14 protein-coding genes and 4 tRNA genes are annotated in these 14,019 nt (G+C 49.1%); 9 read left to right on the forward strand and 9 right to left on the reverse strand.

Annotated features, from left to right (window positions below; all coding sequences use genetic code 11):
• Window positions 1–9: 9 nt before the first annotated feature.
• Window positions 10–546 carry a DUF3299 domain-containing protein gene (locus ACOJUN_RS00860; protein ID WP_422134801.1) on the forward strand — a complete coding sequence of 179 codons (537 nt, stop codon included), beginning with the start codon at window positions 10–12 and terminating at the stop codon, window positions 544–546.
• A gap of 94 nt (window positions 547–640) precedes the next feature.
• On the opposite strand, the gene cls is transcribed toward ACOJUN_RS00860, so the two are convergent.
• From cls to ychF, 7 genes are all read right to left on the reverse strand, one after another.
• Window positions 641–2,107, reverse strand: a complete 1,467-nt coding sequence (cls, locus tag ACOJUN_RS00865; protein ID WP_422134802.1) for a cardiolipin synthase — start codon at window positions 2,105–2,107, stop codon at window positions 641–643.
• Window positions 2,108–2,217: 110 nt separating this feature from the next.
• Entirely contained in the window at window positions 2,218–2,997 is a 780-nt protein-coding gene (locus ACOJUN_RS00870) for a TSUP family transporter (protein ID WP_422134803.1), read from the reverse strand.
• 322 nt (window positions 2,998–3,319) lie between these two features.
• Window positions 3,320–3,394: transfer RNA gene (locus ACOJUN_RS00875), tRNA-Gln, on the reverse strand.
• A 6-nt stretch (window positions 3,395–3,400) separates the two neighbouring features.
• A tRNA-Met gene (locus tag ACOJUN_RS00880) sits at window positions 3,401–3,477 on the reverse strand.
• A 7-nt stretch (window positions 3,478–3,484) separates the two neighbouring features.
• A tRNA-Gln gene (locus ACOJUN_RS00885) sits at window positions 3,485–3,559 on the reverse strand.
• A gap of 89 nt (window positions 3,560–3,648) precedes the next feature.
• A tRNA-Met gene (locus ACOJUN_RS00890) sits at window positions 3,649–3,725 on the reverse strand.
• 282 nt (window positions 3,726–4,007) lie between these two features.
• Window positions 4,008–5,099, reverse strand: a complete 1,092-nt coding sequence (ychF, locus tag ACOJUN_RS00895) for a redox-regulated ATPase YchF (RefSeq protein ID WP_422134804.1) — start codon at window positions 5,097–5,099, stop codon at window positions 4,008–4,010.
• A 293-nt stretch (window positions 5,100–5,392) separates the two neighbouring features.
• On the opposite strand from ychF, the gene ACOJUN_RS00900 reads away from it, so the two are divergent.
• From ACOJUN_RS00900 to ACOJUN_RS00930, 7 genes are all read left to right on the forward strand, one after another.
• Window positions 5,393–6,100: a TIGR04282 family arsenosugar biosynthesis glycosyltransferase gene (locus tag ACOJUN_RS00900; protein ID WP_422134805.1), complete on the forward strand. Its 708-nt coding sequence runs from the start codon at window positions 5,393–5,395 to the stop codon at window positions 6,098–6,100.
• Window positions 6,093–7,145: a methyltransferase domain-containing protein gene (locus ACOJUN_RS00905; protein ID WP_422134806.1), complete on the forward strand. Its 1,053-nt coding sequence runs from the start codon at window positions 6,093–6,095 to the stop codon at window positions 7,143–7,145. The genes ACOJUN_RS00900 and ACOJUN_RS00905 overlap by 8 nt, the downstream gene beginning before the upstream one ends.
• Window positions 7,136–8,065, forward strand: coding sequence for a radical SAM protein (locus ACOJUN_RS00910; RefSeq protein ID WP_422134807.1), 930 nt, complete (start codon window positions 7,136–7,138; stop codon window positions 8,063–8,065). The genes ACOJUN_RS00905 and ACOJUN_RS00910 overlap by 10 nt, the downstream gene beginning before the upstream one ends.
• Before the next feature lie 27 nt (window positions 8,066–8,092).
• Window positions 8,093–8,365 (forward strand): hypothetical protein, encoded by a 273-nt coding sequence (locus ACOJUN_RS00915; protein ID WP_422134808.1) that lies wholly within the window; start codon window positions 8,093–8,095, stop codon window positions 8,363–8,365.
• Window positions 8,353–9,213: an MTAP family purine nucleoside phosphorylase gene (locus tag ACOJUN_RS00920; protein ID WP_422134809.1), complete on the forward strand. Its 861-nt coding sequence runs from the start codon at window positions 8,353–8,355 to the stop codon at window positions 9,211–9,213. Before ACOJUN_RS00915 ends, ACOJUN_RS00920 begins: the two co-directional genes overlap by 13 nt.
• 2 nt (window positions 9,214–9,215) lie before the next feature.
• A complete protein-coding gene (locus ACOJUN_RS00925) occupies window positions 9,216–9,929 on the forward strand; it encodes a glycosyltransferase (protein WP_422134810.1) in 714 nt (237 codons plus the stop codon).
• Between the two features lie 83 nt (window positions 9,930–10,012).
• Entirely contained in the window at window positions 10,013–11,014 is a 1,002-nt protein-coding gene (locus ACOJUN_RS00930; RefSeq protein WP_422134811.1) for a D-alanine--D-alanine ligase family protein, read from the forward strand.
• Between the two features lie 2 nt (window positions 11,015–11,016).
• Here ACOJUN_RS00930 and pth read toward each other — a convergent pair whose 3' ends face one another.
• Together pth and ACOJUN_RS00940 are read right to left on the reverse strand one after the other, a co-directional pair.
• Window positions 11,017–11,610, reverse strand: a complete 594-nt coding sequence (pth, locus tag ACOJUN_RS00935) for an aminoacyl-tRNA hydrolase (RefSeq protein ID WP_422134812.1) — start codon at window positions 11,608–11,610, stop codon at window positions 11,017–11,019.
• Window positions 11,611–11,666: 56 nt separating this feature from the next.
• Window positions 11,667–12,302: a 50S ribosomal protein L25/general stress protein Ctc gene (locus ACOJUN_RS00940; RefSeq protein WP_422134813.1), complete on the reverse strand. Its 636-nt coding sequence runs from the start codon at window positions 12,300–12,302 to the stop codon at window positions 11,667–11,669.
• A 1,025-nt stretch (window positions 12,303–13,327) separates the two neighbouring features.
• Between ACOJUN_RS00940 and ACOJUN_RS00945 the strand changes: the two genes are divergently transcribed.
• The gene (locus ACOJUN_RS00945) at window positions 13,328–13,993 is read left to right on the forward strand and encodes a hypothetical protein (protein ID WP_422134814.1); all 666 of its coding nucleotides are present in this window, start codon (window positions 13,328–13,330) and stop codon (window positions 13,991–13,993) included.
• Window positions 13,994–14,019 lie beyond the last annotated feature (26 nt).

Consider the following 14,019-nt stretch of genomic DNA (forward strand, 5'->3'; position numbering starts at 1 on the left):
GATATCATCATGAAAACAGGAAAATCCCTGATACTGACGACGCTACTGACTCTGCTGCCAGTAGTCGCCGCTCAGGCCAAGCCGGTGGAAAAGCCTGCAACCCAAGCAGAAGTCATAGAGATCACCTGGGACGAGCTGATGCCTGCACCGGATCAAAAAGTCGTTGACAGTTATCAGGCCGGAGAGATGAGCAAAGATGATGTCATCGCCTATCTGGATAATCTGGGCAAGACGCCCGTTGCAAGACTGGACAAACGCACGGTAAAAATACCCGGATACCTCGTGCCACTTAACCTCGACAAAAACCAGAGAGCGACGGAGCTGTTGCTGGTACCAACCAGGGGTGCCTGCATCCACGTACCAGCACCACCGCCTAACCAGACCATTTATGTAAAATTCAAGAATAAAGAAAAAGGCATCAAAGTTGAGGAAGCGGGCTTAATCCCGTATTGGCTGGTTGGAACCCTGCACGTTGAGACCACTCACTCAGAGTACACTGAAACCCTTTACTCCATAACTGTTGACTCGCTGGAAGTCTATAAATAAGGCGAACTGTTTCAGTTAAAAATCTTTATTGATCAAAACATGGATGTTCTTAAACGACGCAGTAACTACCAGGCCTGCTGGTTAGGTACTTACTTCACAACAAAGGACTTAACAGCTGAAAAAGACTCTCCAGAAACCGTCTGGTGACAGACCTTCGGCTCCATAGAGACAAACGAACACGCTCGGAGTTCTGCATGTACTGATCCAGAAGCGTCGCCATGGTTTGGCTGAAGGCTCTGTCATAGATGATCATGGTCACTTCATAATTCAGCCAGACGCTGCGCATATCCAGATTTACAGTACCAAAAAGAATGGTCGATCGGTCCACCAGAACACACTTGGTATGCAGCAATCCTCCCTTGAACTGCAATATTTTCACCCCTGCGTTTAACAGGTCTTCGTAATAGGAGCGACTGGCATAGTGAACCATTCTGGAGTCATTTCTGCGAGGAACCAGTAACTGAACGTCCACCCCTCTCATGGCCGCTGACTTCAGGGCTGTCAGCAATGATTCGTCCGGAACAAAATAAGGTGTAGATATCAGCAGCTCTTCCTTACTTTCGTAAATTGCGGTAAGCAAAACCTGATGGAGCCTTTCCCGGTTGATACCCGGTCCTGATGGCAGTACGTGAACATCAGCACCGGTGTAACTGTCAAGACAGGAAGGTGGAAACTCGTAGGTAGCATTAAACGACGAATGTTTTTCACCCGTTTCAAGCGCTTTATCCCAATGAGCAATCACTGCCATAACGTGTGCGGGTATACCTTCTACCCTGACCATGGCGTCGATCCATTGTCCGACATTAGCCTTCTGACGAAAATGAACAGGATCGACCAGGTTAAAGCTGCCACTCCAGGCAATTTCATCATCAATCACGAGAATTTTGCGATGGTTGCGAATATCAAGGCGCTCAAACAGCATCCTTAAAAGACCAACCGGCATGGACCCGGTAACACTGATGCCCTCCAGACGGAAACGTCTTGCCCACTCACTTCGAAGAAACTGACGACTGCCCACTGCATCAAGTATTACCATACAGTCAACACCCCTTCGTGAAGCTCTGATCAGAGCCTCTGCCAGAACCTTGATTCGCCCCTTGGGCTCACAGATGTAAAACTCCAGTACAATGCTGCATCTGGCTTTCTCTATGTCCTGTAACAGGCCATGAAGAATGGTATCGGTTTCATGAAACAGCTGAAGCTTGCTACAAGGCAGCACTGGAATACCCAGGGTCTGCTCCGCCAGCTTGTAGATCCCTGTATGAGGAGTATTGGAGGGATACTCAAGCTGCCGCTGGGTAATCACTCTCGAAAGGTGGCTAGACCACTGTTCGTAGTCAGGATACAGACTCTCCAGACGTCGGAGCCTTCTTCTCCCAAGGCGCCTTGAGCCAAACAGCAGGTAAAAGAAAAAACCGGCTACCGGCAGAATGAACAGCAACAGTACCCAGGCCAGAGTCACGCCTACCGGCCTGCGCTGCATAATAATGTGAATTCCGAAGGCGATGATCAGGGCAAGATAGATTCCCCCAAACAATGCATTGAGCCAGCTGTTGTCCATTCAAATATCTGAGTGACGTTATTCTTCACAAACAGTTATAAGACTCCAGGGCGAGGAGCCTGCAGGACTATCTATAATAACGCTAAACCGTCACTTTCGCAGAAAAAACGTCAAAACAGCAAATGTCCGTATTCGTCCCACATGAGTTTGCCGGTCATAACCAGTGAAATAACGACGATCATGGGACGAATAATCTGCTGACCACGCTTCACAACCATTCTCGATCCCAGTCTGGCGCCGATGAACTGACCTATCAGCATGATTCCCCCTACGGCCCAGACAACCTGACCACCCAATATAAAGAACAGCAGGGAAGCCACATTACTGGTACAGTTCAGAACCTTGGTATGAGCCGTCGCCATTGTCAGGGAATAACCAAGGAGGCTGATAAAGGCTATGGCGAAGAAAGAGCCCGTGCCCGGGCCGAAGAAGCCATCATAAAAGCCGACTCCCAACCCTGCTGAACAGGCAAAAGCGGTCAGGCTCATTCTGGCAGAAGAAGCTTTAGTATTTCGGACACTGGGGGAGAGAATAAAGTAAGCAGCTATACCCAATAACAGGAAGGGAATAATCTGCTTCAAAACCGAAGCATCAATCAACTGAACCAGAATCGTGCCTGCGGCACTGCCAACAAAGGTCATGAAAATGGCAAAACGCATTTCCCTGAGATTCACCAACCCTCTTCGAATAAAATAAACACTGGCAGAGAAAGAGCCGCCTGTTGACTGTAATTTATTGGTCGCCAGAGCCTGTGCCGGAGAAAGCCCCACCGCCAGAAGCGCGGGGACTGTAATCAATCCGCCGCCGCCTGCAATGGAGTCAACAAAACCAGCCAGAATCGCAACAAAAAACAGCAATAACCCCCAATCAAGAGTAAATACAAAATCCAAAACAGGCCTCAACTTTATGATGCGTCAGGTATTTGTCGTCCAGCAAATAACCCAAACGTTTTTTCTTTAATGACGAAATGTCTTTTTTTATTGGATCGAATCCAAACACGAATGAGATTATCTTGATGTTTTGAGTGCCTGGCTATCCGCAATGACAACAGATAAACATTCACACAAATAACTTCATGCTCAGAACAGCATCTGCGCCCCCCCCGAAGATCACCTTCCTGATCAAAACAAGTTGGGCGTTACTTATACATTGAGGTTTTAAAAGTCACTGAAACGAAGAAGCCCGACCTGTTTCAGTCGGGCTTCAGAAAGATGGCTGGGGTGGAGGGATTCGAACCCCCGCATGGCAGGATCAAAACCTGCTGCCTTACCGCTTGGCGACACCCCAATAAAATGGTAGCTAGGGGCAGATTCGAACTGCCGACCCCAGCATTATGAGTGCTGTGCTCTAACCAACTGAGCTACCTAGCCATTTTTATGGCTGGGGTGGAGGGATTCGAACCCCCGCATGGCAGGATCAAAACCTGCTGCCTTACCGCTTGGCTACACCCCAGCAAATACGAAATGTTTTATAGGGTATGGACATTCCGTGTACACTTTCGACCCTACGTTAGCAGTCGCCTGCCTGCAAGCTCCTGAATATGGTAGCTAGGGGCAGACTCGAACTGCCGACCCCAGCATTATGAGTGCTGTGCTCTAACCAACTGAGCTACCTAGCCGCCGAAAGATGGTGCGCATTTTCAGGATTTAACGCTGTCCTGTCAACTGTTTAAGCGGCTTTTTTAGGAACTTTCAGAAAACCCCTACCCCTGTTTCGTATTTCTGCGGGTACTGGCATGCGCCTTATTCAAAGCCTTATTATTTTTTCAGAACGGACTGTTAATGCTTCTATTAATACCTTTCTGGATAAGAGCAATGTCAATGGCAACATTCAATGACTCTCCAGAAGTTAATGACCCGGAATTAAAAAGGACAGGGCTGGTCAGACAGCCCCAATTGCATCAGACATTGAAACGGAAATGCATAACATCGCCATCTTTGACGATGTAATCCTTGCCTTCCACTCTCAGACGACCTGCTTCCTTGGCACCCTGTTCACCGTTGTACTGAACAAACTCATCGTAAGCCGTCACTTCCGCACGAATGAACCCACGCTCAAAGTCAGTGTGAATCACACCTGCAGCCTGAGGCGCCGTCGCACCGATCTTCACAGTCCAGGCACGCACTTCTTTAACTCCGGCAGTGAAATACGTCTGTAGTCCAAGAAGTTCATACCCCCCCCTGATCACACGATCCAGACCTGGCTCTTCCATACCCAGATCGGCCAGAAATTCATCCCGCTCTTCATCTTCGAGCTCAGCAATCTCAGCTTCCAGCTTGTTGCAGACTGTCACCACGACAGAACCCTCGCTCCTGGCGATGTCACGAACAACGTCCAGATAAGGGTTATCTTCAAAACCATCTTCATCGACGTTGGCAATGTACATGGTGGGCTTTGTCGTCAGAAGATGGAATGTTTTGGTCAGCTTCTGCTCTTCATCGGTCATTGCCATGGATCGAACAGGGTGGCCTTCTTCCAGATGGGGAACAATTCTTTCCAGCAGGACTTTCTGGGCCTTGGCATCCTTGTCGCCGCTTTTGGCGACACGAGTGACTCGCTGCAGCTGTTTTTCACAGCTTTCCAGATCCGCCATGGCCAGCTCGATATTGATAATGCCGATATCCGCCGCCGGATCAATCTTATTGGCCACATGAATAACATTATCATTCTCAAAACAACGTACTACGTGGGCGATAGCATCAGTCTCACGAATATTGGCCAGGAATTTGTTGCCCAGACCTTCACCCTTGGAGGCACCTTCTACCAGGCCGGCAATATCGACAAATTCCATGGTCGTGGGCAACACACGCTGAGGCTTAACAATCTCAGCCAGCTTGTTCAGACGCGGATCGGGCATGGCCACGACACCCGAATTTGGCTCGATAGTACAGAAAGGGAAGTTCTCTGCATCAATCCCTGCCTTGGTCAAAGCATTGAACAGTGTTGATTTGCCGACGTTGGGCAGACCAACGATGCCACATTTAAAGCCCATAAAAAGTTACCAGGGGAAATTCAATAAAAATTTGGGACAGGATTATAAAGCCCGACCTGAATTGACACCAGTATTATGCCCGACTGCTCTTTCCGGATTTATACTGACTCACAGCAGAATGCTTTCCCTACCGGCAGAACAACACCCGGCAGGTTAGCCAGACAACCCTGAAGAGAGCTTTAAAAAAAACCGCAGCCTTGAATCCAAACAACTGTTTCCGCAGTATAGTTACGCAATAGCAGGCCGGAGTCTGGCTCCTGCGACCACATAAGCGAAATTAAAATCAAAGAATAATGACAAGCTACGAACCAAGTCTGATAAAAAAGGCAACATTGATACTTGTGTGCAAAAAGCCCGCCTTACACCAGGGAAAACAACGCCTTGCTGCTGACATGGGAACAGAACAGGCTCTGACGGTTGCTCAGCACCTGCTAGCCTGTGCACTGGAAGATTTATCAGAGTGGCCAGGCCAGAAAGTTATTGCTCCCTCTCATGAAAGCGACTATGACTGGGCCAGTCAGCTTCTGAAGGGCGACGACAACCTGGTAGTACCCCAGGGCTCTGGCAACCTCGGTGAGAGACTGAACCACATCGACAATGAGCTGAGACTTCAGGGAAAAGAAAACCTCATCTATATTGGCAGTGACTGTCCGACACTCAGCCTCAAAGACCTTTCGGACACAGCACAAAAGCTCAAGACCTACGACACCGTATTCAGCAAGGCCAGTGATGGCGGCGTCACCATCATGGCGAACCGAACTCATTGGCCTGACCTTTCAAAGCTGCCCTGGAGCACAGGCTCTCTGGGAGTGTCACTGACGAGTCTTTGTCGTCAATCCCGCTTATCCGTCGGCTACGCTCCTTCTGGCCAGGATGTTGATCATTTAAAAGATTTGCTCGGAGTACTCCCCGAACTGAATCGTGATAATCGACCTGCCCGAAGGGCTCTGTCAAAACATATTCAATCTATTTTCAAGCAAGGAAAAATCTCTCATGCATGAAACAGTACAGAATTACTATGGCAAGACTCTGCAAGGCAGCGATGACCTGCAGACCAATGCCTGCTGCACCGATGCAACCATGCCACGCCACCTGAAAAGTGCCCTTGCCAATATTCATGACGAGGTTCTGAGCCATTACTATGGCTGCGGACTGGTCTGCCCTGAGCAGTTGCAAGGCGCCAGAATACTCGACCTTGGTTCCGGATCAGGTCGTGACTGTTATGCCCTGGCTCAAATGGTCGGAGAAGAGGGTTATGTCGTCGGTGTCGACATGACAGACGAACAGCTTGCGATTGCCAACCGACATGTCGAATACCACCGGGAAAAATTCGGCTATGCAAAAGCCAACACCGAATTCCACAAAGGCTATATTGAAAAACTGGATCAACTGAACCTGGAAGAAAACAGCTTCGACATGATCATTTCAAACTGCGTGATCAACCTTTCTCCGGACAAGGAAGCAGTGTTGAGAGAAGCCTGGCGTCTGCTGAAACCAGGCGGTGAACTTTACTTCTCTGACGTCTATTCTGATCGCCGCATTCCTGCTGAACTGGTCGATGATCCGGTGCTTTACGGAGAGTGTCTCAGCGGTGCCCTCTACTGGAATGACTTTTTGAATCTGGCCAGAAAGGCCGGTTTCACTGACCCCAGACTGGTGGAAGATAAACCTGTCACTATCAATAACCGTAAGATTGAAGCTCAGGTCGGTGATATCCGGTTTTTCTCGGCGACTTATCGATTGTTCAAACTGCCAGAGCTGGAAAGTCATTGCGAGGACTATGGACAGGCTGTGATCTATAAAGGCACGATTGATCACCATCCCAACACTTTCAATCTGGATGGGCACCACCCTATTACCAAAGGCAAGGTTTTCCCGGTTTGCGGTAACACCTGGAGAATGCTGCACGATACAAGATTCCGTGAACACTTCGAGTTCATTGGTAACTTCAGCACCCATTATGGCATTTTTGATGGCTGCGGAACCTCGCTGCCCTTCTCATCTTCCACCCATGAAAACAAGGGAAGTGATGGCTCATGTTGCTGACAGGAACACCTCCAGACACTAAAAGCCAGGATTGGCACTTTACGCCTGATGGCAGCCCCAGAGGTTATATCAAACCTCATCAACTGAAAGAACTCTGGTTTCATACCGGAACCCGTTGCAACCTTTCCTGCGGCTTCTGTCTGGAGGGTTCAAGTCCGGCCAGCAAGAGGCTGGACGCCCCGACTCTGACAGAAGTAAAACCCTACATTGATGAATCACTTGAACTGGGGGTTGAACAATTCTCTTTTACGGGAGGAGAGCCTTTTGTCATTAAAGACATTATCCGAATCCTGGACTATGCCTCCCAGCATCGCCCCTGCCTGGTTCTGACTAATGGCACGACCCCCATGATCAAAAGGCTTGATGAGCTGACTCGTTTGAGCAGTAACCCTTACCCCATATCCCTGAGAGTCAGCCTGGATCATCCAAACGCTGAACAACATGACGCAGGACGAGGTGAAGACAGCTTTGCCATCGCTCTTTCAGGACTGAAACTACTGCATGAAAATGGCTTTAACATCTCCGTCGCCAGACATATGGAAAAAGACGAAAACACGGCAGTGGTTGAACAGGCCTTCAGAGATCTTTTTGAACTGAACGGTTTGCCCATCAACCTGAAACAGGTGGCCTTTCCGGATTTCCTGCCTCCCGGTTCTTTACCGGATGTTCCCCACGTCAGCACAGACTGTATGACCCGCTATCAGACAGAAGAAAGTCGTCGTCAGTTTATGTGCGCGTTTTCCAAAATGATGGTCAAACAAAACGGGCAGATGCAGGTTTACGCCTGCACACTGGTGGATGACGATACTGAGTACAACCTTGGCAAGAGTTTACGGACGAGCCTGAGTGAAACCATCAGTATGAAACACCACCGTTGCTACAGCTGTTTTGCTTTTGGCTCTTCCTGCAGCGAACTCTGATTGTCTGCTCAATAACAGGAGATTTTGATGGCTAAAACCCGGATACTGTTCCTCTGCACTGGCAACTCCTGTCGCAGCCAGATGGCGGAAAGTCCAACACCCAGACAGGGGCAGATCATTCTCAAGTGTTTTGATGACCCTCCCCGGCTGGCTGAATCGGTGAAAACAGAAGAAGAATCATTAACAATCTATCGTCGTGTAAGAGACGAGATCAGAGCATGGGTCAATCAGCTTCCCAGCCTGATCCAACAGATGTCTGATGAAAAACACAATGAAAAGGAAACCCAATGCTGGCAGTGATTGGTGGAACAGGCATCTACAGCCTGGATGGACTTGAAGTATTAAATGAGCAGACGATTGAAACACCTTATGGCCCTCACTCAGGTCCAATAACAACAGGTCTTTTTAATCAACAAAAGCTGTTGTTCTTGCCCAGACATGGAAGCGGCCACCAACTTCTGCCTCATGAAATCAATTATCGGGCCAACATCTGGGCATTAAAAAGTCTGGGTGCGACCCGGGTGATAGGCCTTTCTGCGGTTGGCAGTCTGCAGGAGGAGATTGCGCCGGGCGAATTATCGCTGGTCAGTCAGTACTTCGACTTCGTAAAAGGACACCGGGAAAAAAGCTTTTTTGGTAACGGTCTTGTCGCTCATGTCTCCACCGCAATACCAAGCTGTCATCAGCAATCAGAACAACTGCTCAATGCTGCTAACCTGGCAGAAATAGGACTGCATACAGATAAAACCTATGCCTGCGTTGACGGTCCCAGGCTGGGTAGCCGTGCAGAGAGTCTGTTCCTGAAAAACGCCGCTCAGTGCGATGTTGTCGGCATGACTAATGTGCCTGAAGCGTTTCTGGCACGGGAAGCTCAGCTTTGTTACACAACAATCGCTATTGCCACTGATTACGATTGCTGGAAAGATGACCCTTCAGCCCACGCCAGCGTTGAGCAGATCATTGCCAGATACGGCAAAAGCCTGACACTGGCTAAAGCGTTGTTAGGGCAATATCTGAAACAGCAGGAAGAAACACCTCATGACAGCACTTATTGCCAGTGCAGGAGCGCACTGAAATCAGCAGTACTCTCTCCTGAGAACAAGCTTGGCCAGAAGCAGAAAGCATTGCTGGAAGTGCTGCAAAGATAATTATGCCCAGCCTATCTGTAATCGTGCCACTGGGCCCTGGTGAGACGCAGTGGCCGACGCTTCTTGAACAATTAAGTCTTCTTCCCGCAGGCAACGAGGTGATCCTGGTTGGCTATGACGACGATCAGCGGCCTGCCAAACTGGATCAGCTTCCGGGCCCTTTGCTTCACCTCAGGTGGATTTGGTGTACTGCAGAACAGGGACGTGCCTGCCAGCTCAATGCAGGCGCAGAGAAAGCCACAGGGAATTACCTCTGGTTTCTGCATGCAGACACAGTATTGGACAAAGAGAATGTCCAAAGCTTACTGAATGCCATTGATCAATATCCCAGACACTTGTTCTACTTTGATCTCTGGTTTTACGACAAAGACACTTGCTGGTTATCCATCAACGAATGGGGAGCCAGATTCCGCTCCGATATTCTGGGATGCCCCTATGGTGATCAAGGGTTTTGCATCAGCCGGACACAATTTTTCGACCTCAAGGGTTATCCCACCGACACTTTCTACGGTGAAGATCATGCATTTGTCTGGAAAGCCCGGCAAAACAGGATCCTCCTCCACTCCTGTGGCACCAGACTGGGTACCAGTGCGAGAAAGTATCACGATAAAGGCTGGCTAAAGCTGACCCTGAAATACCAGCATCTCTGGCTAAAACAGGCGACACCGGAATTTTTTAAATGGCTCAGGGTAAAACTGGACAGAGGAAGGGTCTGAATAGATTCATTAACCTGACTGGTCAGATTTGGCTTATGTACTAGGCTTGACTGATCATAGCCCTAACAAAAGCCATCAGACGAATGCCCAACAAAAGCAAAACTGTAGCCGTCATCTGCGGCGGCCTGTCTCCCGAAGCCGATGTATCCAGACTCTCCGCAAGCCGAATCACCCCCTGTCTGGAAGAACATTATGGCAGAGCCATCCACCTGGAGCTCGACGAAACCCTTCCGGAACAACTCGTAGCCCAACAGGTTGATGTTGCTTTCCCGGTCGCCCACGGTCCTTATGGTGAAGATGGCCGCCTGCAGGGTCTTCTGGATATTATGGGCGTTCCTTACGTAGGTTCCGGAGCCCTGGCAAGTGCCTGCTCTCTGGATAAGGTGGTTACCAAACGTCTGCTTCAGCCTGTCGGCATCACAATGGCCAGAGACAGAGTCGTCTATCGCAGCGAAAACTATGAAGATGCTACTCTCGACTGTATCGAATCCCTTGGGCATAAAGTCATCATCAAGCCGCCTGGTCAGGGTTCCGGTATTGGCATCCAGTTTGCCATGGGTTATGAAGACCTTTTCAGCAAGCTGAAAGCGGGCCTGCAAATGGATGAAAAACTATTGGTTGAAGAGTTTGTTGCCGGACGCGAAATCACTGCCGGTATCCTCCACCTGGATGACTACCAGATCCTGCCCGTTACCGAAATCACCACACCAGACGGTGCCTGGTATGACTATATTCACCGCTATACACCCGGTCTTAGTGATCATGTGATTCCCGCCAGAATCTCGGATGAGCAGTATCGAAAAGTTCAGCAGATTGCACTGAAGGCACACCAGATTCTGGGCTGTCAGGACCTGAGTCGCTCTGACTTTATCGTTCCTGAATCAGGAGAGCCAGTCTTTGCAGAACTCAACAACCTGCCGGGAATGACCCCAACCAGCCTGTTTCCGGACGGTGCCAGACATGCAGGAATACCCTTTGATACCCTGATCTGCAAACTGGTGGATCAGGCTTTGAAACGGGGAGAAAGCATTCGCAAAAGAAGAGAGTACTGGCCAATCCCGAAACTGAATATCAGGCCATCGTGAAGTCAGGCTTTAAAGGTATGTAACTCTTGAACGGCCTTGGCACGAGCACCATTAAAGGCCTCGGGGGAGATGCGGATGGCTTCGTCAATCACTGAATCAATCTTCTGTCGATCCGACACGGAGGGCTTGTTCAGCACATAATTAATCACTTCCTTGCTCTGACCCGGATGACCAATCCCCAGACGCAAACGCAGAAAGTCCCTGTTATTTCCCAGCGCTGAAATAATGTCCCGAAGGCCGTTGTGTCCGCCGTGGCCACCGCCCTGTTTCAGGCGACCAATACCCGCTGGCAAGTCCAACTCATCGTGAACAACAAGAATAGATTGAGGGGGAATCTTGAAGAAGGTGCTGATAGCACCCACCGCCTGACCACTGCGATTCATGAAGGTGGTCGGGTTTAGCAGACGGACATCCTCTCCAGCGATGGTAATGCGGGCAGTCAGACCAAAGAATTTTTTCTCGGGTTGCAGGCTGACGCCGTAGGCTCGAGCTAACTGCTCCACATACCAGAATCCGGCATTATGGCGAGTATCATCGTATTGAGCACCGGGGTTGCCGAGTCCGACAACCAGCCTGATCGAGTGATCCTTCGCCATAATATCCTCCATAGCCCTGACCTGCGTTAACAGCGCGGGGCCATAAAAAAAGCTGATTACTCTTCGCCGCCTTCTTCTTCAGAGGCTGCTTCTTCAGCTTCTTCTTCTTTGCCACCACGGGTAGTCTGAACAGATGCAACATCCAGATCATGACCTTCGCCCTGCAGCAAAGCAACCAGTTCAACACCCTCAGGCACGGTCAGGTCGGTCAGGTGAATATGACCACCCAGCTCGACATTAGCCATATCGACTTCGATGAACTCAGGCAGATCAGCAGGCAGACATTTAACTTCTACTTCAACACGAGCGTGAGTGATAGCGCCACCGGCTTTGACACCGACACAGCTATCTTCGTTCAGAAAGTGCAGCGGGATGTGCGTGGTGACCGCGTGAGCAGCGTCAACGCGCAGGAAGTCCAGGTGCATAGCATAGTCTTTTGCAGGGTGACGCTGAAGATCCTTCAGAATAACCTGCTGGGAAGCGCCTTCTACATCCAGGGTAACGATCTGGGAGTAGAAAGATTCAGATTCCAGTGCCTTACGAATAGCACGGGCTTCCAAAGTAATTTGAGCAGGTTCCTGCTCACCGCCGTAAATAACGGCAGGTACCAGTTCTGCACGACGCAGGCGGCGGCTCGCACCTTTCCCTACGTCCTTGCGTGCAACAGCGCTCAGAGCGATAGCTTCAGACATTTTCTTTCTCCAAAGGAATACCTCAATATCTTGCGACCAGATATCGGGGGCTTTAACAAAGGCGCCATATCATACCGGCAATCGGGGCAATTGCAAAAAAAAGTTTGGGTTTTACAGCAAGTCACCAACATCCTCATCAAAAATGCGAATAGCCTCTGTAAAACAACCCTGCGACGAGTGGTGTCGCTTGCAAACCTGAAAACAAGGATTGATATTTCCGTGACACTCCCCGCCTTGTCAGGCGAGGCTTCTGACTTCACGGGCTACTACAGCCAGCCTGTAGCGACTGGACTTACACAGAAGCCTCCATCAGCAGTAACCGGGTGCCCCTCGGTTATTTTGTTGGTCTTTTGTTTGATTTGTTGAGTATCTATACGGTTCCAGTCGATGCGTTGCAATAACGACTTTCGAAAGTCTTCTAGCCCAACAAGCAGCTAACTCTGCTATGGATTTTTTTTAACAGTGCTTGGTTTTCGTCACCGTGAGTCCCTGCATAGGGACAGACCGACAGAGAATATAGCCAGCTACGTACAAACACGCAAGCGGAACGCTCTGCGTTCCCGTCTTATATCTCCGCCCGATTGGGCGAAGGTTTACGACGATTTTGCTAAATGTCAGCCGGAGTGGTAAATGACAGCTACTATGTTAACCGCGAAAGAAAACCATAAGCGGACATGGGGAAGCCAATGCAGCTCAGCGTTAACATCCGTAACCTTTCAACTCGCTCCCATACTAATGCATCGGAGTGCGGTCGGCCCACGATAACCGCAGGCTTGCCTCGGGGTAGTTCATTCGCCAGATTTTTCGGTGTAGCCTGTGTTCTTTTAACGTTTATCTGTATTCAGGCTTATGCGGAGGATTTGTCGCTGACACTCCCGGACAGTGCCTACAAAGGAGATAATATCTCATACAGCCTTTACTGCGGTTTGGATGAGTCGATCCAGCTCGATCTGAAAATCGGTGATCACTGCGTATTTTCTTTTGACTGCTCTAACAGTCGGGATGGCCGATGCAATGTGAGCCTGATGCAAAGAGAAGGTTATAATTGCGCAGCATTATCAATCGATCATCGCTATTACCCTGTTTATAAAACGAAAAAGATTAATTCTGACTATTCACAAGTCAGCTGTGTCTCTGGAGATGGTTGTTCAAATAATAAGTGTCTGAGATGCACGTATGCGCAGGCTTATTGTTCTATCCCTAATGAAGTGGGCTGCCCCAAAAAGAAATGCCCTAAAGGACACTGTGTCATCAAAACGGTTGATTATATTGCTCATAGTCACATCAGCTTTGATTTTACGATGCCAGAAGGCTCTGTGACGCTGAGCAACTTCCATTGCAAAAAAAATACAGGTTCGAGCAGGACAAAAATCGAAAACTTTGTCATAGAGGACAGTTCTTCCAGCACAATAACCGGGATCAATATCAGTTGTGGCGAAAAAGGCAACCCTGTATTGAAATGGCAAAAGATTGATCCTGCTAATATTGGATTTATTTCAGTGGATCTTCCAGGGCAAGTCGATTCATTGATAAGGCCTGCCAGTGAAACCGAGTTGCAAATTCTTGATTTCATAGAAAGCCGATCTCTGTCAAGTGGTTTGATCAAGCTAAAAACCATCTTCTTTACACGAGAAGGCAAAAGATATGGTAAAGAAGCAAGCGTATTCTTTAATGCAGGCTCCTGTCATTAAACTGGATCACTTCGAGTGGCTACGTT

Source organism: Endozoicomonas sp. ALD040 (assembly GCF_049275945.1).
Classification (GTDB): Bacteria; Pseudomonadota; Gammaproteobacteria; order Pseudomonadales; family Endozoicomonadaceae; genus Endozoicomonas_A.